This window comes from Qipengyuania sp. HL-TH1 (genome assembly GCF_036365825.1).
Taxonomy (GTDB): domain Bacteria; phylum Pseudomonadota; class Alphaproteobacteria; order Sphingomonadales; family Sphingomonadaceae; genus Qipengyuania; species Qipengyuania profunda.
The window spans coordinates 1,508,767-1,527,099 of the sequence record NZ_CP142675.1 but is presented as its reverse complement, the minus strand read 5'-3'; the positions used below and the strand labels follow the sequence as shown (position 1 = coordinate 1,527,099).

General features: G+C 64.4%; 15 protein-coding genes and 1 pseudogene. 5 read left to right on the top strand and 11 right to left on the bottom strand.

Translation table 11 applies throughout. The features are described from left to right. Positions 1 to 3: 3 nt before the first annotated feature. From VWN43_RS08025 to VWN43_RS08010, 4 genes and pseudogenes are all read left to right on the top strand, one after another. Positions 4 to 375, top strand: a pseudogene (locus VWN43_RS08025) (ABC transporter substrate-binding protein); the annotation flags it as partial. Further along, on the top strand, positions 359 to 808 hold the full coding sequence (locus VWN43_RS08020; RefSeq protein ID WP_320182173.1) for a substrate-binding domain-containing protein: 450 nt from the start codon (positions 359 to 361) through the stop codon (positions 806 to 808). The pseudogene VWN43_RS08025 and the gene VWN43_RS08020, both read left to right, overlap by 17 nt. Beyond that, entirely contained in the window at positions 805 to 1,758 is a 954-nt protein-coding gene (locus VWN43_RS08015) for a FecCD family ABC transporter permease (RefSeq protein WP_320182104.1), read from the top strand. The genes VWN43_RS08020 and VWN43_RS08015 overlap by 4 nt, the downstream gene beginning before the upstream one ends. Beyond that, positions 1,755 to 2,483 (top strand): ABC transporter ATP-binding protein, encoded by a 729-nt coding sequence (locus VWN43_RS08010; protein ID WP_320179941.1) that lies wholly within the window; start codon positions 1,755 to 1,757, stop codon positions 2,481 to 2,483. Before VWN43_RS08015 ends, VWN43_RS08010 begins: the two co-directional genes overlap by 4 nt. Here VWN43_RS08010 and VWN43_RS08005 read toward each other — a convergent pair whose 3' ends face one another. The 9 genes from VWN43_RS08005 to VWN43_RS07965 form a co-directional block, all read right to left on the bottom strand. Then, positions 2,484 to 4,727 (bottom strand): M3 family metallopeptidase, encoded by a 2,244-nt coding sequence (locus tag VWN43_RS08005; protein ID WP_320179942.1) that lies wholly within the window; start codon positions 4,725 to 4,727, stop codon positions 2,484 to 2,486. 132 nt (positions 4,728 to 4,859) lie between these two features. Then, on the bottom strand, positions 4,860 to 5,486 hold the full coding sequence (locus VWN43_RS08000) for a hypothetical protein (protein WP_320179943.1): 627 nt from the start codon (positions 5,484 to 5,486) through the stop codon (positions 4,860 to 4,862). Continuing rightward, positions 5,483 to 6,028 carry an RNA 2',3'-cyclic phosphodiesterase gene (gene thpR, locus VWN43_RS07995; RefSeq protein WP_320179944.1) on the bottom strand — a complete coding sequence of 182 codons (546 nt, stop codon included), beginning with the start codon at positions 6,026 to 6,028 and terminating at the stop codon, positions 5,483 to 5,485. The genes VWN43_RS08000 and thpR overlap by 4 nt, the downstream gene beginning before the upstream one ends. A 105-nt stretch (positions 6,029 to 6,133) precedes the next feature. Further along, on the bottom strand, positions 6,134 to 7,045 hold the full coding sequence (locus VWN43_RS07990) for a lysozyme (protein WP_320179945.1): 912 nt from the start codon (positions 7,043 to 7,045) through the stop codon (positions 6,134 to 6,136). Positions 7,046 to 7,217: 172 nt separating this feature from the next. Next, positions 7,218 to 8,396, bottom strand: coding sequence for a GGDEF domain-containing protein (locus tag VWN43_RS07985; RefSeq protein ID WP_320179946.1), 1,179 nt, complete (start codon positions 8,394 to 8,396; stop codon positions 7,218 to 7,220). 160 nt (positions 8,397 to 8,556) lie between these two features. After that, positions 8,557 to 10,614 carry a M13 family metallopeptidase gene (locus tag VWN43_RS07980; protein WP_320179947.1) on the bottom strand — a complete coding sequence of 686 codons (2,058 nt, stop codon included), beginning with the start codon at positions 10,612 to 10,614 and terminating at the stop codon, positions 8,557 to 8,559. Between the two features lie 226 nt (positions 10,615 to 10,840). Beyond that, a complete protein-coding gene (locus VWN43_RS07975; RefSeq protein WP_320179948.1) occupies positions 10,841 to 12,325 on the bottom strand; it encodes an outer membrane protein assembly factor BamB family protein in 1,485 nt (494 codons plus the stop codon). Positions 12,326 to 12,838: 513 nt separating this feature from the next. Beyond that, positions 12,839 to 13,129 (bottom strand): hypothetical protein, encoded by a 291-nt coding sequence (locus VWN43_RS07970; protein ID WP_320179949.1) that lies wholly within the window; start codon positions 13,127 to 13,129, stop codon positions 12,839 to 12,841. A 1-nt stretch (position 13,130) separates the two neighbouring features. Beyond that, positions 13,131 to 14,012 carry a hypothetical protein gene (locus tag VWN43_RS07965; RefSeq protein ID WP_330768575.1) on the bottom strand — a complete coding sequence of 294 codons (882 nt, stop codon included), beginning with the start codon at positions 14,010 to 14,012 and terminating at the stop codon, positions 13,131 to 13,133. Positions 14,013 to 14,580: 568 nt separating this feature from the next. Between VWN43_RS07965 and uvrA the strand changes: the two genes are divergently transcribed. Continuing rightward, positions 14,581 to 17,511 carry an excinuclease ABC subunit UvrA gene (gene uvrA, locus VWN43_RS07960; RefSeq protein ID WP_320179951.1) on the top strand — a complete coding sequence of 977 codons (2,931 nt, stop codon included), beginning with the start codon at positions 14,581 to 14,583 and terminating at the stop codon, positions 17,509 to 17,511. Here uvrA and VWN43_RS07955 read toward each other — a convergent pair. Together VWN43_RS07955 and VWN43_RS07950 are read right to left on the bottom strand one after the other, a co-directional pair. After that, on the bottom strand, positions 17,471 to 17,887 hold the full coding sequence (locus VWN43_RS07955) for a hypothetical protein (RefSeq protein ID WP_320179952.1): 417 nt from the start codon (positions 17,885 to 17,887) through the stop codon (positions 17,471 to 17,473). The two genes, uvrA and VWN43_RS07955, sit on opposite strands and share 41 nt — an antisense overlap. Positions 17,888 to 17,907: 20 nt before the next feature. Next, positions 17,908 to 18,264: a hypothetical protein gene (locus VWN43_RS07950; RefSeq protein WP_320179953.1), complete on the bottom strand. Its 357-nt coding sequence runs from the start codon at positions 18,262 to 18,264 to the stop codon at positions 17,908 to 17,910. Between the last annotated feature and the right edge of the window lie 69 nt (positions 18,265 to 18,333).

The following is an 18,333-nucleotide window of genomic DNA, read 5'->3' as shown; positions in this document are numbered from 1 at the left end:
CTGATGATCGCCTCGGTCCTGCTGCTCGCCGCTTGCGCGGGCAGCAGGGCCGATGCGCCGCCGCCGCAAGGCCGCCCGACGATCGTCAGCCTCAACCCCTGCACCGACGCGATCCTCGCCGAGATCGCCGCACCGGGGCAATTGCTGGCGATTTCGCATTATAGCAAGGATCCGCGCGCCAGCTCGATGGAGCCGGCCACGGCGGCACGGTTCCGTGCCACCGGCGGCACGGTGGAGGAGGTGCTTGCGCTCGATCCCGATCTGGTGGTCGCGGGCAGTTTCCTCTCCCCGGCGACACGCGCCTCGCTGGATTCGCTGGGCATTGAAGTGGCGACCTTCGGCATCGCCCACGATGTCGATGACAGCGCGGCGCAGGTGCGCGAACTGGCGGCTTTGGCGGGTAGTCCCGCAGCAGGCGAACGGCTGGTCGCGCGAGATCGAGGCGGCGCTTGCCGCTGCTGCCCCGGCGAATGGCGAACGCATCGAGGCACTGCTGTGGCAGCCCGGCGGGATCGTCGCGGGCGAACAGGCGCTGGTGAGCGATCTGCTCGCACGGACCGGTTTCGAGAATGTCGCTCCCTTGCGCGGGCTTGCGCAGGCCGATTTCGTGTCGCTCGAGGACGTCGTCGCCGCACCGCCCGAAGTGCTGCTGGTCGCAGGCGGCGCAGTGGGCCAGCGCCATCCGGTGCTCGGTGCGCTACCGCAGATGCGACGCGAGCACTTCGATACCAGCCTGCTCTATTGCGGCGGCCCCACAATCATCCGCGCCGCCGAACGGCTGGCCGCGATCCGGCGGAGCGCATCATGAACCGCGCCACGGTGCTGTTCGGCGCGCTGCTCGTGCTCGCGCTGCCGCTGTCGCTGCTGGCCGGGCGCGTGTGGCTCGATCCGGCGAGCACGCCCAATGCCGCGGTGATCCTTGCCGAACTGCGCCTGCCACGCGCGCTGCTGGCGATTGTAGTCGGCGCGGGGCTGGGCGCGAGCGGCGCGGCCATGCAGGGGTATCTGCGCAATCCGCTGGCCGATCCGGGGCTGTTCGGTATCGCGCCGGGCGCGGCACTGGGCGCGGTCGCCGCGCTGTGGTTCGGCTATGCCGCTGCGCCCTATCTGCTCCCCGCCTTCGCGCTGGTCGGCGCGGGCGGCGCCATGGCGCTGCTAGCCGCGATTGCCGGCCGGACCGGCGGGATCGCGCTGTTCACGCTCGCCGGGCTGATGGTCGCCAGCCTTGCCGGGGCGCTGACCGCACTGGCGATCAGCATGGCGCCCAATGCCTTTGCGATGAGCGAGATCGTCATGTGGCTCAACGGCGCGCTGACCGATCGCAGCTGGCGCGATGTTTGGGTGGCCGCGCCGCTGGTAGCGCTGGGTATCGTGGTGTTGGCGCGCGCGGGCGCTGCGCTCGATGCGCTGACGCTGGGCGAGCCGGTCGCCCGGTCGCTGGGGGTCGACACGCATCGTTTGCTGTGGCTGCTGATCGTCGGCGTCGGATTGACCGTTGGCGCCAGCGTCGCGGTGGCGGGCATCATCGGCTTCGTCGGGCTGATCGTGCCGCACCTCGTGCGCCCGCTGACCGATCGCCGACCCTCGCAGCTGATCCTGCCCAGCGCGCTCGCGGGCGCGCTGCTGGTGCTGGTGGCTGACAGCGCGGTGCGCGTGCTGCCGCTGGTTACCGAATTGCGGCTGGGCATCGCGCTCAGCCTGCTTGGCGCGCCGTTCTTCCTGTGGCTGCTGCTGCGCATGCGCCGGGGGCTGGCATGAGGCTGGCGGCGGCACAGCTGTCGATCGCCGAGCGGTTGGACCGGGTCTCGCTGGTCCTCGAACCCGGCACGATCACCGCGATCTGCGGGCCCAATGGCGCGGGCAAGTCGAGCCTGCTCGAAGCGCTTGCCGGGCTGCTTCCGGCCGGCGACGGGGCGGTGTTTCTCGACCGGCAGCAGATCGCCGCGCTGCCCCTGCGCGAGCGGGCACGGCGTATCGGATATCTGCCGCAAGCGCATGAAATCGCATGGGATGTGCCCGTGCGCAGCGTGGTCGAACTCGGCCGGCTGCCGCATGGCGACCGGCTGGCGGCACCGGTCGATGCCGCGCTCGACGCGCTCGACATCCGGGACCTCGAAAAGCGCCGCGCGCAGTCGCTGTCGGGCGGCGAGACCGCGCGCGTCCTGCTGGCACGGGTGCTGGCGGGCGAACCGCAATGGATCCTCGCCGACGAACCGCTCGCCGCGCTCGATATCGCGCACCAGCTCGCGCTGCTGAGGCATTTGCGGCGAGCGGCGCAGGGCGGGGCGGGCGTGGTGCTCGTGCTGCACGATCTCGCGCATGCGATGAACCATGCCGACCGCGTGGTGGTGCTCGACCGCGGCGTGGTTGCCGCCGACGGCGCATGCGAAGACGCGCTCGACCAGCAGGTGATCGAGCGCGTCTGGAAAGTGCCCGTCCGGTGGATCGGCGAACCGCGCCACCGGGCGTTGGTCAGCCGGTGATCAGTTAACCGTGCGCGGCGGCAGCTTGCCGTCGGAAGCCTCGCTGTCCGCCGCTTCGTCCCCCGCGATCAGGCCGCGCGCTTCGAGCATCGGGGTCACGTCGGGTTCGCGCCCGGCGAAGTTCCGGAACATCTCGAAATAGTCCATGGTCCCGCCCGTGCTCAGCACGGTCTTGCGATAATGGTCGCCATTGGCGCGCGTGAGCCCGCCATTGTCCATGAACCACTTGCGGCTGTCGCGGTCGAGCATCTCGGTCCACAGATAGCTGTAATAACCAGCGCTATAGCCGCTGGGCGAGCTGAAGATGTGGTTGAAATAGGTCGTCCGGTAACGCGGCGGGACGAGGTCGATTTCCAGCCCCAGTTCCTCGAGCGACTTGCGTTCGAAGGCGGTGACCTTCTCGGGCGTGTCGATCGCGGCGGCTTCCGCCTGCGACAGCGCGGCCCACTTCATGTCGAGCAGGGCGGCTTCGACGACTTCGCCGAAATCGTAGCCCTGGTTGAACTTCGAGGCCGCCTCGAGCTTCTCGATCATTTCAGCCGGGATGGTTTCCCCCGTCCGGTAATGCTTGGCGTAGTTCGACAGCACTTCGGGATAGGTCGCCCACATCTCGTTGACCTGGCTCGGATACTCCACGAAGTCGCGTGCGACCGCGGTGCCCGAAAGGCTTTCGTAGCGCTGGTCGGCGAAGAAGCCGTGCAGCGCGTGGCCGAATTCGTGGAACAGCGTGTTGACGTTGTCGAAGCTGACCAGCTGCACTTCACCCTCGGGTGCCTTGGGAATGTTGAGCACGTTGTAGATCACCGGCTTGGTGCCCCACAGATCGCTCTGGTCGACGAAGTTGCTCATCCATGCCCCGCCGCGCTTGGACTCGCGCTGGAACGGATCGAAGTAGAACAGCCCCAGCTCGCTGCCGTCGCGGTCGAACACCGTGTAGGTCGTCACGTCGGGGTGATAGACGGGCAGGTCACTGCGCTTCTGGAAGGTCAGGCCGTAGAGATTTTCGGCGGCATAGAACACGCCGTCCTCGAGCACGGTATCGAGCTGGAAATATTCCGCCATCGCGTCTTCGTCGAGGTCGTAGCGTTCGGCCTTGACCTTGTTGGCATAGCGGTACCAGTCCCATGGCTGGACTTCGAAATCGCCCCCTTCGGCAGCGATCGCTTCGTTGAGCATGGCGGCTTCGCGGCGCTGCGTGTTGGCGAGCGCGGGGACCATGCGTTCCATGAAGCCGAGCGCGGTGGCGGGCTTTTCGGCCATGCGGTCCCACATTGCGTAGCTGGCCCAGTCGGCTTCACCGAACAGCGCGGCCTTCTCGGCGCGCAGCGCGGCGGTCTTGGCCACCAACGGACGCGTGTCGATTTCTGTCGTGCCATTGGCGCGGTTGTAGCTCGCCATGAACAGCTTCTCGCGCGCGGCGCGGTTGGTCATGTTCGGCAGCAGCGGCTGCTGCGTCGTGTTCTGCAGCGCGATGGCATATTTGCCCGCATAGCCCTTTTCGGCAGCGAGGTCGGCGGCGGCCTTGATGTCGGATTCGGACAGGCCGGCGAGGTCTTCGCGGCTGTCGAAGACGACTGGCTGGTCGGCCATGGCGGCGCGCGCCTGCTGGCCGAACTCGGTGGTGATTTCGGACAGTTCGGAATTGATTTCCTTGACCCGCGTGCGCTGTGCTTCGGTCAGCAGTGCGCCAGCATGGACCATGCCTTCATAGGTGTCTTCGAGCAGCGCCGCGTCTTCGGGCGTCATCGTCATCGCGGCGCGGTTGTCGTACACTGCCTTCACCCGCGCGAAGAGTTCGGGGTTGAGGACGATCGAGTCGCCATGCGCGGTCAGCTTGGGGCTGATTTCGGTGTTGATTTCGTCGAGCCGGTCGGTGGTGTTCGACCCGGTCACGGCGAAGAACACGCGGGCCACGCGGCCGAGCATGCGGCCCGATTTTTCCAGCGCCACGATGGTGTTGTCCATCGTCGGCGGGGCGGGGTTATCGATGATGGCCTGGATCTCGGCCTTCTGGATTGCCATGCCCTGCTCGAACGCGGGGATGTAATCGTCTTCGGAGACCTTCGAGAAGTCGGGCGTCTTGAACGGCAGCGTGCTGTCTGCGGCGAAATAGCCCGTGCCGCTCGGGATGGCGGCGGCGTCGGCGCTGGGTGTGGCCATGGTGTCGAGGTCTTCCCCATATGCGGTGGTGCAACCGGCGAGCAGTGCTGCGGTTGCGACGGTGGCCAGAATCTGGGCCTTCATGCTTGTCCCCTCAGGATGATATGAAACGCCCGGCGGACGCCCGGCGCACTATTGCGATCATGGGAGTGCGATAGGACCGCTTCGCGACCGCGCGCAAGCGCGCAAACGTCGCCGGTCGGCGCTGCTCCTACATTAATCGAACGGAATGCGGTTGCCCTGGTTCCGCTCGGCCCGGTCGCGCGCAGTCGCCAGCGCTTCGTCGAGCGTCTGGCGATTGACCGTCACCAGCCGTGGACGTCCGCCGTCCCGATCGACCACCAGCCAGACCGCCCCGAGGGTGAAGAACCCGCCCTGGTCCTTCGCCACGCTCATCTGCGACAGGTCCAGCCGCTGCAGCAGCGCGATCATTGCGGGATCGAAGATCTCGTCGAAGACCGCCTCGACCTCCGCGCGATCCTCGATTTCGCGGCGATTGCCCGCGGCATCGATATACAATAGCGGGAGCCCGATCTCCGCGAGCATGCGGCGCTTGTTGCCGCTTCTGGCAGCATCGCGCAGCGCCGCGATCGCGGCATCGAACTGGCTGGCGCTGGTGCCCGTGGCGCAGGAAATCGCCCCGCCATCGACGAAGTCATGCGTACGGTCGAACTGGGCGCGCGGTTTCTCCTGGCTCGACCAGACCAGCAGCAGGCAATCCTCGGGCGAAGCGGTCTCGCTCAGCAGGTCGGCCGGATCCTCCGCGTCGGGCGCGCCTGCGGGCGAACAGCCGCCAAGCGCCAGCGCAAGGGCCGATCGCAGGGAGAGGGCGGTGCGCGTCATGGGGCAGGGGCCAGCGGATAGCGGACCACCGGCTCATAAACCGACCCGTCGGGCCGCAGGAAGCTCTCGTAGAGCATGTACGAATCCGCGGTCCACGGGCCAAGTCGCAGGCCCGCTGTGTGTGCAAGGAACGGGCCGAGCGGCGCGGTTGCGCGGTTGGTGCGCGCCAGCGTGATATGCGGATGGTACTTGCGGTGTTCGGGCTCGAGCCCCGCCGCCACGCAGACGCGCTCCACGCGCTGCTGCAGGCGGCTCAGCTCCTCCGACGGCGCAATTCCCGCCCACAGCGTATGCGCAACGCCTTTGCGTTCGAACGCCCCGGTTCCCTTGATCGTCAGGCCGAAAGCGGGACCACTGGCAGCACGCAGCCGCTCGGCCAGTTCGTCCGCCGCATGGGTATCGACTACGCCGATGTAGCGCAGGGTCAGGTGCAATTGGTCGTCATCCTGCCAGCGGGCGTTATCGACGCCCTCCATCAGGTCGATCAGCGCGTCGCGGATCGGGGGAGGGGGCCGGATTCCGACGAAGAGACGGTGGGACATGGATCGTGACGCCGCTCTATCGGCGCATTGTAGGGGTTTTGGCAGGCCGCCGCGGGCCGCCCATTTGGTAGAACGCGAGTCCGTGTCGGACAAGACTATGCACGCTCAGGCCGCAGTGTTCGCAGCATCCTCGCGCGGGTTTTCGTAAGCTGCATCCATGAAGATGCTCGCGCGGCGATCGCTGCGGTGTTCCAGCCCCTTGGCGAAGGAGCCCCCGGCATGCGTATAGTTGAGCTCGTCGGCAATCGCGTCGTAATCGCGCGCATCGATGGCTGCATTGAGACGCGGGCTTTCGCTGGGCGAGACATTGCCGATCCCGACATTGTAGACGAGGTCGAGCAGCGCATCGAATTCATGCTGGTGCAGCGGCAGGTCGCCGACCAATCGGCGGACACCCTGTTCGGCTTCGGCCAGATCGGCATCGAGAAAGGCGAGTACGCGCTTCTCGCTCACCCGGTCGCCGACCCGTAGCCGGTCGTGCGGCCGGACCAAATGGCCGACCCCGACGGTGGGATAGCCGGCGACATCGCGGTACACGGTATAGCGGACACCTTCCTCCTCGATCAGCGCCTGCTTGAACGTATCGCTTGCCGTTAGCAGCGGGGCGGGTTGGCGGACGCCTTGCGCGGGGTCGAGGACCATATTGGCCGAACTCGGCTGCGGGGCCTTGGGCGGGCCGGTGAAGGCCGTCAGGCCCAGCGCTCCGGCACCCAGCATCAGCGTCGCATGCTTACGGGTGGAGCGGCGCGGCCGGACATCGAATGCCTTGGCGGCAGCCTGCCGGGCCCGCCGCAGATCGCGGCGATGCTGGCGCTCGCGGCGGAGGCGTTTGAGGAAGCTTTCGGGTCTTTCACCGCTCTTCCCGCGGAGCGTGGTATGCGACCAATCGACCTCGTCCAGCGGACGGTTGAGATCGTCGAGGATCGTCTTGAGCGTATCGTCTGTATTCGCGCTTGGGGCGGACGCGTGGCGCGTCCCGCCGGCTTGGTTCCTGTCGTGCGCGGTGTCCTTGTCCATAAGGCGGGCACCTTTCATTGCGTAATCTTGTGTCACACCGGCGCTGCGACCTGCACATGTGATTTCATGTGCTGTGGCGCGGTGTTGGTCTCGTCTATGGAGCGGTTGGCAGGGGTGCTTTGGTCCCCGTTTCGTCGCTGCGAGGCAACGGTCGAGCGGTCAGGCGGCGCGCTCAGGCGGCGCGGCGGACCTGGTTGCGGCCCGTGTTTTTCGCTTCGTAACAGGCAATGTCGGCGCGCAGCAGCGCATCGTCCATGCCTTCGCCGAACCGCCAGCTGGCCAGCCCGATCGAGGCCGAGATGGCAATGTCGGGATATTGCTCGAACTGGTCCTCCAGCCCGGCGATCCGCAGCCGCAGCCGTTCGGCCGCTTCGGCGACCTCGACATCGTCGAGTCCGCGGACAATGACGAGGAATTCCTCCCCGCCAAGGCGGAAGGCGTGATGTTCGCTGGTGCCGCCGACCGCATGGCACCATTCGCGGATCGTATCGGCGGTTGCGATCAGCACGTGATCGCCCACGCCATGACCGAAGGTGTCGTTGATTGTCTTGAACCGGTCGAGATCGATGGTGAGCAGGTGGCGCGAAAGCGCGCTGTGTTCCATCCGCGTTTCCTCGAACAGCTTGCGGCGGTTGAACAGGCCGGTGAGCGGATCGCGCCAGCTGAGGAATTCGGCATGCGCCAGCGCATCGGCCAGATCCTCGGACAATTGCCGGTTTTCGACCAGCATCTGTGCGGCGCTGCGGATATGCAGCCCGGTGGAGGAACTGTAGATGCGGATGCCGATGACAAGCAGCGCCAGGATCGCGATCAGCGCCGGATGCTGGACGCCGGGATGGAACAGGTAATATCCGAAAGTGGTCAGCCAGAAACTGGCCAGCATGGCATCGCGCGCGGCCGGAAGCGCGGCTAGCGTGACCGCGATCAGCGTCGCTGCAACCAGCACTACGCCGCGAACCAGATTGACCGCCACCATCGAGCCATCGGGCGGCGGGGGCCACAGCATCAACCCCAGCGTCACGCCGGTCAGCGACATGGCGAACACCACGATCCAGCGCGCAGAGCGCATCGGTTGGCGCGCGCGCGCCAGCTGTTCCAGCCGCGCGGCGGCCTTGCGGGTGTAGAGAAACGAGCAGAATCGCAATGCGAGCAGCACCGTCATGGGCAGCGGATTGGGCATTGCCGCCACCCCGGCCGCCATCAGCGCGAGCGCGATCAGGCTGGCGGTGAGCGAACGCTGCTCGCGTTCGAGCATGGCGATCACTGCCTCGCGCTCGATCTCGTAGGGATCGACCGGGACGCGGTTCATCAACCCGGCGCTATTGCCGTCGAATTGCTCGTCGATGTGCACCGGCTGCGACCTTGACCCTTTTCTCGCGCGTAGGACCGCGTTTTCTAGTGCTCAATCGTTAACGATTTCGCGCCGGATATTCACGATGTCCCCGTAACCGGCGCCCCATGACGGGCAAGTGCGGCGTGCGGCATATACGCTCCGCACGCCGCCTTCATGGTTACCAAATCCGTGCGCGGTCCTCGGGCGCGATATACATCGCGTCATCCGGCGTGATGCCGAAGGCTTCGTACCACGCATCGACATTGCGCAGCGGGGCGATAGTGCGATAGCGCGCGGGGCTGTGCGGGTCGGTCGCGACCTGGTTGCGCAGGCTGTCCTCACGCGCCTTGGCCCGCCACACCTGCGCATAGGCGAGGAAGAAGCGCTGGTCGCCGGTCAGCCCGTCGATCACCGGCGCCTCTTCTCCGCCGAGCGACTTCTTATAGGCATCATGGGCCACCAGCACGCCCGCCAGATCGGCGATGTTCTCGCCCATCGTCAGATCGGGATTGATGAAGCTGCCCGGCACGACTTCGAACGCGGCATATTGCGCGCCGAATTTCTCGGCCTCGGCCTCGAACCGTTCGGCATCGCCCGCGGTCCACCAGTCGCGGATCGCGCCGCTGGCATCGATCTTGCGTCCCTGATCATCGAAGCCGTGGCTGATTTCGTGGCCGATGACCACGCCGATCGCGCCATAATTGACCGCGGGGTCGGCCCAGGGATCGAAGAAGGGCGGCTGGAGGATGCCGGCGGGGAAGACCATCTTGTTTTCCAGCCCGCCATTATAGGCGTTCACCGTCTGCGGGTTCATGCCCCACTTCTTGCGGTCGACCGGCTTGCCAAGGTCGCCCATCTCGTAATCGGCGTTGAACTGCGAGGCGGCGATCATGTTGCCATAGAGATCGTCGGGCGACATCGGCAGCTGCGAATAGTCGCGGAATTTCTCGGGATAGCCGACCATGACGTCCATCCGCTCGAGCTTGTCGAGCGCGGCTTCCTTGGTCTCGGGGCTCATCCAGTCGTTTTCGCCAATCCGGTCAGCCATGGCGAGTTTCAGGTTGCGGACCAGCTCGTCCATCCGCGTCTTGGCGATCTTGGGGAAATATTCGTCGACATAGGCTTCGCCGACCAGCTCGCCGAGCGAGCCGTCGATCGTGTCGACTGCGCGCTTCCAACGGGCGCGCTGCTCGCTCGTCCCATTGAGCGCGCTGGTGTACTGGAACCGGCTCTCGACCATCTTCTGGTTGAGATAGGGCGAAGCCTGATGTGTTACCTGCGCCTTCTGCCACAGCTTGAGCGTGTCCAGATCGGTGCTGGCAAACAGCGCCGCAATCGCCTTCACCGCGGTGTTGTCGGTGACGATGATACGCTCCTGCGGCGGGATGTTGTGACCCGCGAAGAACGCGTCCCAATCCACGCCCGGCGCATAGGCAGCCAGTTCGCTGCCCGACATCGGGTTGTTGATCTTCTCGATCTGGCGCTTCTGTTCGGCATCCCAGTTGAGCTGCGCGACATAGGTCTCGAAAGTCATCACGCGGCTGGCCGCTTCGCGCGGGCTGGCCTCGCCGATATTGCGGAAGGTGCGCTCGAGATAGGCGAGATAGGCACCGCGCTGGTCGGCGAATTTCTCGTCGAAATAATATTCCTTTTCGGGCAGGCCGAGCCCGCCGGAGAACATCCACAGCGCGTTCATCGTCGGATCGTCGGGGTCGGCATAGGGGCCGGCGCCGAACAGCGAGCCGCCGAACTTGCCGTAGGTCGCGCCCATGTAGCGTGCGAAAGCACTCTTGTCCGACAGCGCATCGACCTGTGCCAGATCGCGCATCAACGGCGCCAGGCCCGCGCGCTCGATCGCGGCCTCGTTCATGAAGCTGGTGTAGAGCGCGCCATATTGCGTGCCTGCAGGGGCTTGAGTGATCAGCCCGTTGACCTCTTCGGTCACATCCTCGCGCAGATTGTAGAACGAGCCGACCGAGGGGCGATCGCCGGGAATCTCGGTCCGGTCGATCCACGCGCCCGAGGCATAGCGTTCGAAATCGTCACCCGGATCGGCGGCGGTGTCACGCGCGGTGAGGTCGAGCCCGAAGTCGCCGATCTTGGCCTGGCCGGTGACGACGATGGTGTTGGCGTCGGTTTCGGTGGTGTTATCGGCGAGAGCCGGGACAGCGAGTGCAAGGCCAAGCGCAAGTACCGAAACGGCGCCCGCGCGGGCGAGCGAAGTGGTGCGAACCATGTATGAATTCCCCTGAAAATGCAGATCGGGAAAGTTAGCGCGTCCGGGGCGAGTACGGCAATCGGAGTCGGTGAAAGGGCGAGATTACTCGGCAGACAGCAAGAGTCTGACGCGGAGCACCGCACCTTGTTCTTCCCGCGTGGCGCACTATCGGGTGCCCGCCCGTTCATCCGCGCGCCCGTTCGGTGATCTCCATAATGGACCGTGGCCGCAGGGCCCGTCGTAACTAAAAGAGATTGTAGGCCGTCAATTTGCGGTTTTCCCGGACTCCTGTCGTGAGCAATTGATTGTCCGGGGTGATGATCAACCGGCCCCCGGTCGGCGCTTCCCAGACGATAGGGTGGTTCCCCGCCTTGAGATCGACCGCCCAGGTAGTGTCGTGATCGGACGCAAATACCAAATTCTCGGTCACCACCACGTTGCCGTGGAAGCTCTTTCCGCCGTAAAGTCCCTCGTCCACCGGGAGGGGGACTGCCCACTTCTGTGCCCCGGTCTTCGCGTCAAGCGCGGCAAGTACGTGAGCATCGTTTCTAACGGCGTAGATTGTGTCGCCGGCGACAGCGAATGCGGTCGAATACTGGGCATTCGACCGCCACAAGATCCGGTTCTGGACGGTGGAAACAGCGATGATTTCTGCCGAAGAAACAAACGACTTATTTCCTGCGAACAGGAACACCAAGCCATCGTCTCCCAGCACTGGAGCACTCGCGAAGGTCGAAACGTCCGTGACGCTGGTTTGGGGGTCTGCGATGCTCTGCTTGATCACCCCGTTGCGACGATCGATAATGTCGAGGGCGACATTCGCAGGGTAGTAAACGTAATCCGCGTCGACAGCGACGGTCTTTCCGTCGGCCCAGCCCCCACCGATCCGTTCCATCTGCCACTGCAAGGTCCCCCGCGCGGCGTCATATGCGTAGAGCACCTCTCCATACCTGCCTGCGGCCACGAATACCTGGTTGCCGAGAGCCGTTGGCTGATTGAAAGCATGCCACTGGGAGGCGAACTTCATCTGGTTGAGGAACCCCCCCGTATTCAGGTCGAACACCCATTGGGGATTGCTGTTGCTTGAGCTCACCATCGACGTGACATGCACCATGCCATTCGAGAGGGTTGGACCGCTCAGGTCGAACTGCTCGCCAAGATTGTAGGACCAGTCGCTATTGCCCGACGTATCGAAGGAATAGAGTTTCGCTGATTGGTCGTATGCCATCCCCCCATCCCGACCGACAGTCGCCAAGATACGACCACGGGTCGCGGCTGGCGGCCTGATCCAGCTTGAGGGGTCGGTGTCGGTCCACTCCCACGCCTTCTCGAAGTCGGCCACGTCGTAGTTCACGGGCACATAACCGGTGTGGGCAGCGTTTCTCTGGAACCCGGCCCAGTCCCCCAACCGGACATCGAGGTCCACCGTGAAGGTCTGGGTCGAGCCCGGGTAAACGGTGGCGCAGGATGATGTCTTGCACAGCCGGAAGACCACTTCGCTTCTGGCAAGACCACCAGCCGGGAAGGGCACCGTTTCCAGGTTGACCGTAAATGTCTTGCCAGAGGCACTCGGACTGCCGGCAAGCCGGTATCGTTTGGCGCCGACCGTAATGTCAGCCACGACCGGATCGTCGGACGATCCGGTATAGGTCGCATCGAAGCCGAACGTGGCGCTACCACCTTCTTCGACGACCACCTCGACGGCATTTTGCGACAGGGAAGTGCTCAACGTGGGAGGCGGTGCTTGCCCGACAGGCGGCGTCCCGGGGGGTGGCGTCGGTGTGCCACTTTCACCGCCACACGAAACAAGAAGAAAGGCGGCGGCAGATGCCGCCGCAACCGGTGCGACCCGAAATTTCATTGTTGGTATCCCCCTGTATGGCGGAGTACTCCGCCGCATCACGAATGGTATTCGTCATTTCATCGGGATATCAAGAATAAAAGTCGTTCGATGGGATTTCACCCACATCTTTTGTGGAAAGTTTTTGTGGGAAGCGTGACCCAATCGATTGATGGCCAATTGCTGGTGCCGCCTCGGCCCCCGCCGCATCGCTCTGCAGGAACCGAAAGTGCCGCAGCGATTGCGTCAGGCGGAGGCCCGCTTGGGGCAGGGCGGGGTCCCGCGCCTGCGATCCTGGGCATGGATATGGATGTTATATGCCGCAGGACCCGCGCAGGCAACGATGTCCCACGCGACCGCCTATCGCTGCCTATGGGCTATCGTTTTGCTGGGGAGGTCTGGTCATTTCGTACGGTAAACGGCGACGTCCATCGTGATGCCAAGGATCCTCGCCTCCCCGTTGAACATGTGGTCCGCCTCGTCAGTTGAGGGCGGTGCCTCGCCTCCAATCGTGGGCAAAAGTGCCAGTGACTGGAGGGCCGGATAGTGGCTGTCATCATAGGTCGCGACGGTAAATGTCCCAAGCACCTTCAGTTCGGCCAAGGTCCCGAATAGCATTTCATGCGCTTCCAGGGCCGTATCAAGCTTGCCCAGGCTAAGGCTGCCTTTGTACTTACGCTGGGTATTCGCCATCTTATATCCCCTCTTCGCCAGGTTGCGATTTCTCTAGGTCATCGAGAAAGTTCTCTTTTTCCGTATCGTCGCACAGCTTCTGGTCGAACGCTTCTCTGAGACCTGCCCAGGTTGGAACGGTGCCGGGCTCGACTTCCAGCCTCAAAACACTGGCTGCCGTCTGCCGCAGTTCCGGATTTTCGCCGTCCTGTGTGCCGACAAGGTTCCGGAAGCGCTCGTTCAAGGGCGCCGCCAATACCGAAATGTCGTCGCAGGCGCTGGTAATTGCGTTTAGTTCCTCTTCCTGCGCGACGCGATCTGCCTCCGCGGCCCGCGTAATCCGCGCCAGCGCACGGTCGAGGCGGCCGGCGCGCTGCAATCGGTCGAGGTCATCGATCGCTTCATCGAGACTGTAGCGATCTGCCGACAGGGCTTTCTTGCGCGCGATATCCGTTTTGATGCCTGCTCGTTCGGCATCCATCGCGGCAATGATCGCTGGCATGGTGCGGTCGAAGAATACGTTCTCGTCGACAACGGCTCCCGCTCCGGTCGCGATTGCCGTAATGGTGGCCAGCTCGCTGACGTCTGCTTCCTTCGCCAGCGCGGTCGCCCCCGTCAGACCCAGCTGGAGTAGGCCGAAACCCAGTGCGGAGCCGCGACCGCCGCTGCGCAGCTGATCGGTGAAAGTCCGATAACGCTTGTCGATCGCCGAGGTGTAGCTCGCCACCACATAATTGCGGTAGGCGAACCGCGTCATACCGCCGCGAGCTGTGTCAGGGACCTGGTAATAGCTCTTCAGCGCGGTCCCGACCGGGACCAGCGTGCTGGCGTAGAGTTCGGGCACCGTTGCCTGCGATCCGCGTATCGTGGCGCAGCCGCAAAGGCTGACGGCCGCGAGCCCCACGAGTATATCCCTTCCTCTCAACATCCAATCTCTCCCGTTCAAAATTCGCGCGCCACTGGCCGTTCGACTCGATCCCCGAAGAAGGTGACCACGCGCGGCTCGTCCTCCCGATCCCAAACGGCGGGTCGGACTTCCGCTTTATGATAGTGCCCGGACCGATTGTGCCCGGTGTCGGTTGTGCTGGCATGGTCGCTTTCGGCGCGGATCGGCGCACGAAATAACCGGCTCGGTTCAAGCCAAGTTAGAACCCGACACCCGTCGCGAGAATGCTTATTGGCATGGCACCGTAGACGGTGCTCAAGTTCGCAATTTAGCCATGATGAAGATGCCCCCTCATACAAGCCTCGGATGCCTATGACTGGAGAGGATTACATGATCTAATGACAGAACTATTGTAAGTAACGGACATAGGCTGACGTTCACTTACGAGTGCCGCAGTAGGGCGCCTATTCTAGTTGCTGAACCCCGGGGATCCCGTGCGGAACAGAAGGGGCCTGTAAATCGGCGCGAAGCACCCTACATCGCACAGACTTGACCCAAGCGAACAATTCAGGAACACGCGTCCTTCATGGCCCTCACCAAAATTTCCGTCCGCGGCGCGCGCGAGCATAATCTCAAGGGCGTCGACATCGACCTGCCGCGCGACAGCCTGATCGTGATCACCGGCCTCAGCGGTTCGGGCAAGTCGAGCCTCGCCTTCGACACGATCTATGCCGAGGGACAGCGGCGTTATGTCGAGAGCCTGTCCGCCTATGCGCGCCAGTTCCTCGAGATGATGCAGAAGCCCGATGTCGAACATATCGACGGGCTCTCTCCCGCGATCTCGATCGAGCAGAAGACCACCAGCCGCAACCCGCGCTCGACCGTCGCGACGGTGACCGAGATCTACGACTACATGCGCCTGCTGTGGGCGCGCGTCGGGGTGCCCTATTCGCCCGCCACCGGCCTGCCGATCGAGGCGCAGACCGTCTCCAATATGGTCGACCGGGTGATGGAACTGCCCGAGGGCACACGCATCTACCTGCTCGCCCCCGTGGTGCGCGGGCGCAAGGGCGAATACCGCAAGGAACTGGCCGAATGGCAGAAGGCGGGCTTCACCCGCGTGCGCATCGACGGCGAGCTCCATGCGATCGAGGACGCACCCGCGCTCGACAAGAAGTTCAAGCACGACATCGAGGTGGTAGTCGACCGGCTCGCGGTGAAGGAGGGCATTGAGACCCGCCTTGCCGACAGTTTCGAGACCGCGCTCAAGCTCGCCGAAGGGCTTGCCTATGTCGATCTCGCCGATGGCGCAGTGCCGGGGCGCGAGGACGAGGAGGCCGCGGCCGGCGGCGCGATGAAGGGCGCGGGGCTGCCCGCCAACCGCATCGTCTTCTCCGAGAAATTCTCCTGCCCGGTCAGCGGCTTCACGATCGAGGAAGTCGAACCGCGATTGTTCTCCTTCAACGCGCCGCAGGGCGCTTGCCCGACCTGCGACGGCATCGGTGAAAAACAGCTGTTCGACCCGCAGCTGGTCGTCCCCAACGAAGCGCTCAGCCTCAAGAAGGGCGCGGTGGTGCCTTGGGCGAAGAGCAATCCGCCGTCGCCCTATTACATGCAGGTGCTCGCCAGCCTGGCGAAGGAATACGAGTTCGACCTGACCACCCCGTGGCAGGAGTTCGACAAGGAAATCCGCGACATCATCCTCCACGGCACCAGGGGCCGCGCGATCCCGCTGACCTTCAAGGACGGGCGCAAGAGCTACACCGTCAAGAAACCGTTCGAGGGCGTGATCGGCAATCTCAACCGCCGCATGCTCCAGACCGAGAGCGCGTGGATGCGCGAGGAACTGGCCAAGTTCCAGACCGCGCAAGCCTGCGAGACCTGCGGCGGCAAGCGGCTCAATCCCAAGGCGCTCAGCGTCAAGATCCCCGGCCCCGCGGGCCCGACCGACATCGCCACCCCCACGCAGATGAGCGTCGCCGATGCCAAGGCGTGGTTCCTCGGGCTCGACGGACACCTGACCGACCAGCAGGCGCAGATCGCCAAAGCCATCCTCAAGGAGATCAACGAGCGGCTGGGCTTCCTCGACAATGTCGGGCTCGACTATCTCAACCTCGACCGTACTTCAGGTACGCTGAGCGGGGGCGAGAGCCAGCGCATCCGCCTCGCCTCGCAGATCGGCAGCGGGCTCTCGGGCGTGCTCTACGTGCTCGACGAACCCAGCATCGGCCTCCACCAGCGCGACAACGATAGGCTGCTCGAAACGCTGAAGCGCCTGCGCGATCTCGGCAATACGGTGATCGTCGTCGAGCATGACGAGGACGCGATCCGCGCCGCCGATTACGTGGTCGACCTCGGCCCCGGCGCGGGCGTCCACGGCGGCGAGGTGGTCGCCGAGGGCACGCTCAAGCAGGTGCTCAAGAACAAGAAATCGCTCACCGCCGCCTATCTCACCGGCCGCCGCGAAATCGCGGTCCCGGCCACGCGGCGCAAGGGCAACGGACACAAGCTCACCGTCCACGGCGCGCGCGCGAACAACCTCGCCAACGTCACCGCCAGCCTGCCGCTGGGCACCTTCACCTGCGTCACCGGCGTCTCGGGCTCGGGCAAGTCCAGCTTCACCATCGACACGCTCTACGCCTCCGCCGCGCGCGAACTCAACGGCGCGCGTATCGTCGCGGACGCGCATGACAAGGTCACCGGCCTCGAATATTGCGACAAGGTGATCGAGATCGACCAGTCGCCCATCGGCCGCACCCCGCGCTCCAACCCCGCCACCTACACCGGCGCCTTCACCCAGATCCGCGACTGGTTCGCGGGCCTCCCCGAAAGCCAGGCGCGCGGCTACAAGCCGGGGCGCTTCAGCTTCAACGTCAAGGGCGGCCGCTGCGAGGCGTGCCAGGGCGACGGCCTCATCAAGATCGAGATGCACTTCCTGCCCGACGTCTACGTCACCTGCGAACAATGCGGCGGCAAGCGCTACAACCGCGAAACGCTCGAGGTGAAGTTCAAGGGCCACTCGATCGCCGACGTGCTCGACATGACGATCGAGGATGCGGAGGAATTCTTCAAGGCGGTCCCCCCGATCCGCGACAAGATGCACATGCTCAACGAGGTCGGCCTCGGCTACGTCAAGGTTGGCCAGCAGGCGACCACGCTGTCGGGCGGCGAGGCGCAGCGCGTAAAGCTCGCCAAGGAACTCGCCAAGCGCAGCACCGGGCAGACGCTCTACATCCTCGACGAGCCCACCACGGGCCTGCATTTCGAGGACGTGCGCAAGCTTCTCGAAGTGCTCCACCGGCTGGTCGAGCAGGGGAACTCCGTGGTGGTGATCGAGCACAATCTCGATGTGATCAAGACCGCGGACCATGTGCTGGATCTTGGGCCGGGTGGCGGTGTGCGCGGGGGTGAGGTTGTGGCGCAGGGCACGCCCGAGGAGGTTGCTGCGGTCGAGGGGAGCTATACGGGGCAGTACCTCAAGCCGATGCTGGAAAGGCAGAGGGAAGCGGCGGAGTAGGTGGCATCGCCTCCGCGTCGGCTCCATTCTGCAGGAAAGCGGCGACTACGATCAGCGCAACGCCCACGGTAAAGGTGATCATTTGCAAGGCCCATAAGCGGTAAGCGACCTTGTCATTGATCTTGGGCACCGGATGGGCCGCATCTTCGACGAGAATGCCAGCAAGGCGGTTTCCGGCAAACAGGCCAAACAGGATGCTAAGCACCGTCAGGCCGAGCCCGGCAACGAGCGTGTACCCGCCGCCGATCTGAACACCCGCCATGTTCTGATTGTCGAAGATGAGAATCGTGGCGCCGATTACGGCCGTTGCTAGCGTGACCAACTGCTTGATCGCCGCGTCGGCGTAATCGAACGCTTTTTCTTGTCTGTTTTGCATCGCTTCTGAGGTGCCTCTCGTCAGCAGAACGGCGGAAATCCGGGACACAGCCCGGACAGAATGCGAGCCATCTGCGCGGTACTGATGAAGGACCCGGCTTCGAGGTCGTCCAGCATGCGCTGCATTCCGATCTCGAATTGTCGCCTGCGCGTCTCGGCATTGCCGCGCCTGGCCCGCGTAAAGCGCGCCATCCTTAGGGCATACCTCTTCTCGCGCCTAGTAAGCAGGGTGACGGCGCCCGCACTCAGCGTGATGTCGGCATTATTAAGGCGAGCAACCACTTCATCGGTTACCTTCGGCGTCAGTAGCTTCTTTCGCCCCAGAGGCTTGCGCTCGAGTTTCTTACCGTCCTTCTGGGATGCACTGTCATCCGACATTCGCGTCTGTTCCCCCTTCTGTCGAGCGAATGAATAGATGTGCGCCGCCCCGTATTGTCAACGCGCAAT

Coding starts and splice junctions, on each gene's coding strand:
- VWN43_RS07980 (WP_320179947.1), bottom strand. CDS start 10,614: ATGGTTCGCACCACTTCGCTCGCCCGCGCGGGCGCCGTTTCGGTACTT.
- VWN43_RS08000 (WP_320179943.1), bottom strand. CDS start 5,486: ATGACGCGCACCGCCCTCTCCCTGCGATCGGCCCTTGCGCTGGCGCTT.
- uvrA (WP_320179951.1), top strand. CDS start 14,581: ATGGCCCTCACCAAAATTTCCGTCCGCGGCGCGCGCGAGCATAATCTC.
- VWN43_RS08010 (WP_320179941.1), top strand. CDS start 1,755: ATGAGGCTGGCGGCGGCACAGCTGTCGATCGCCGAGCGGTTGGACCGG.
- VWN43_RS08020 (WP_320182173.1), top strand. CDS start 359: ATGACAGCGCGGCGCAGGTGCGCGAACTGGCGGCTTTGGCGGGTAGTC.
- VWN43_RS07990 (WP_320179945.1), bottom strand. CDS start 7,045: ATGGACAAGGACACCGCGCACGACAGGAACCAAGCCGGCGGGACGCGC.
- thpR (WP_320179944.1), bottom strand. CDS start 6,028: ATGTCCCACCGTCTCTTCGTCGGAATCCGGCCCCCTCCCCCGATCCGC.
- VWN43_RS07970 (WP_320179949.1), bottom strand. CDS start 13,129: ATGGCGAATACCCAGCGTAAGTACAAAGGCAGCCTTAGCCTGGGCAAG.
- VWN43_RS07955 (WP_320179952.1), bottom strand. CDS start 17,887: ATGCAAAACAGACAAGAAAAAGCGTTCGATTACGCCGACGCGGCGATC.
- VWN43_RS08015 (WP_320182104.1), top strand. CDS start 805: ATGAACCGCGCCACGGTGCTGTTCGGCGCGCTGCTCGTGCTCGCGCTG.
- VWN43_RS07950 (WP_320179953.1), bottom strand. CDS start 18,264: ATGTCGGATGACAGTGCATCCCAGAAGGACGGTAAGAAACTCGAGCGC.
- VWN43_RS08005 (WP_320179942.1), bottom strand. CDS start 4,727: ATGAAGGCCCAGATTCTGGCCACCGTCGCAACCGCAGCACTGCTCGCC.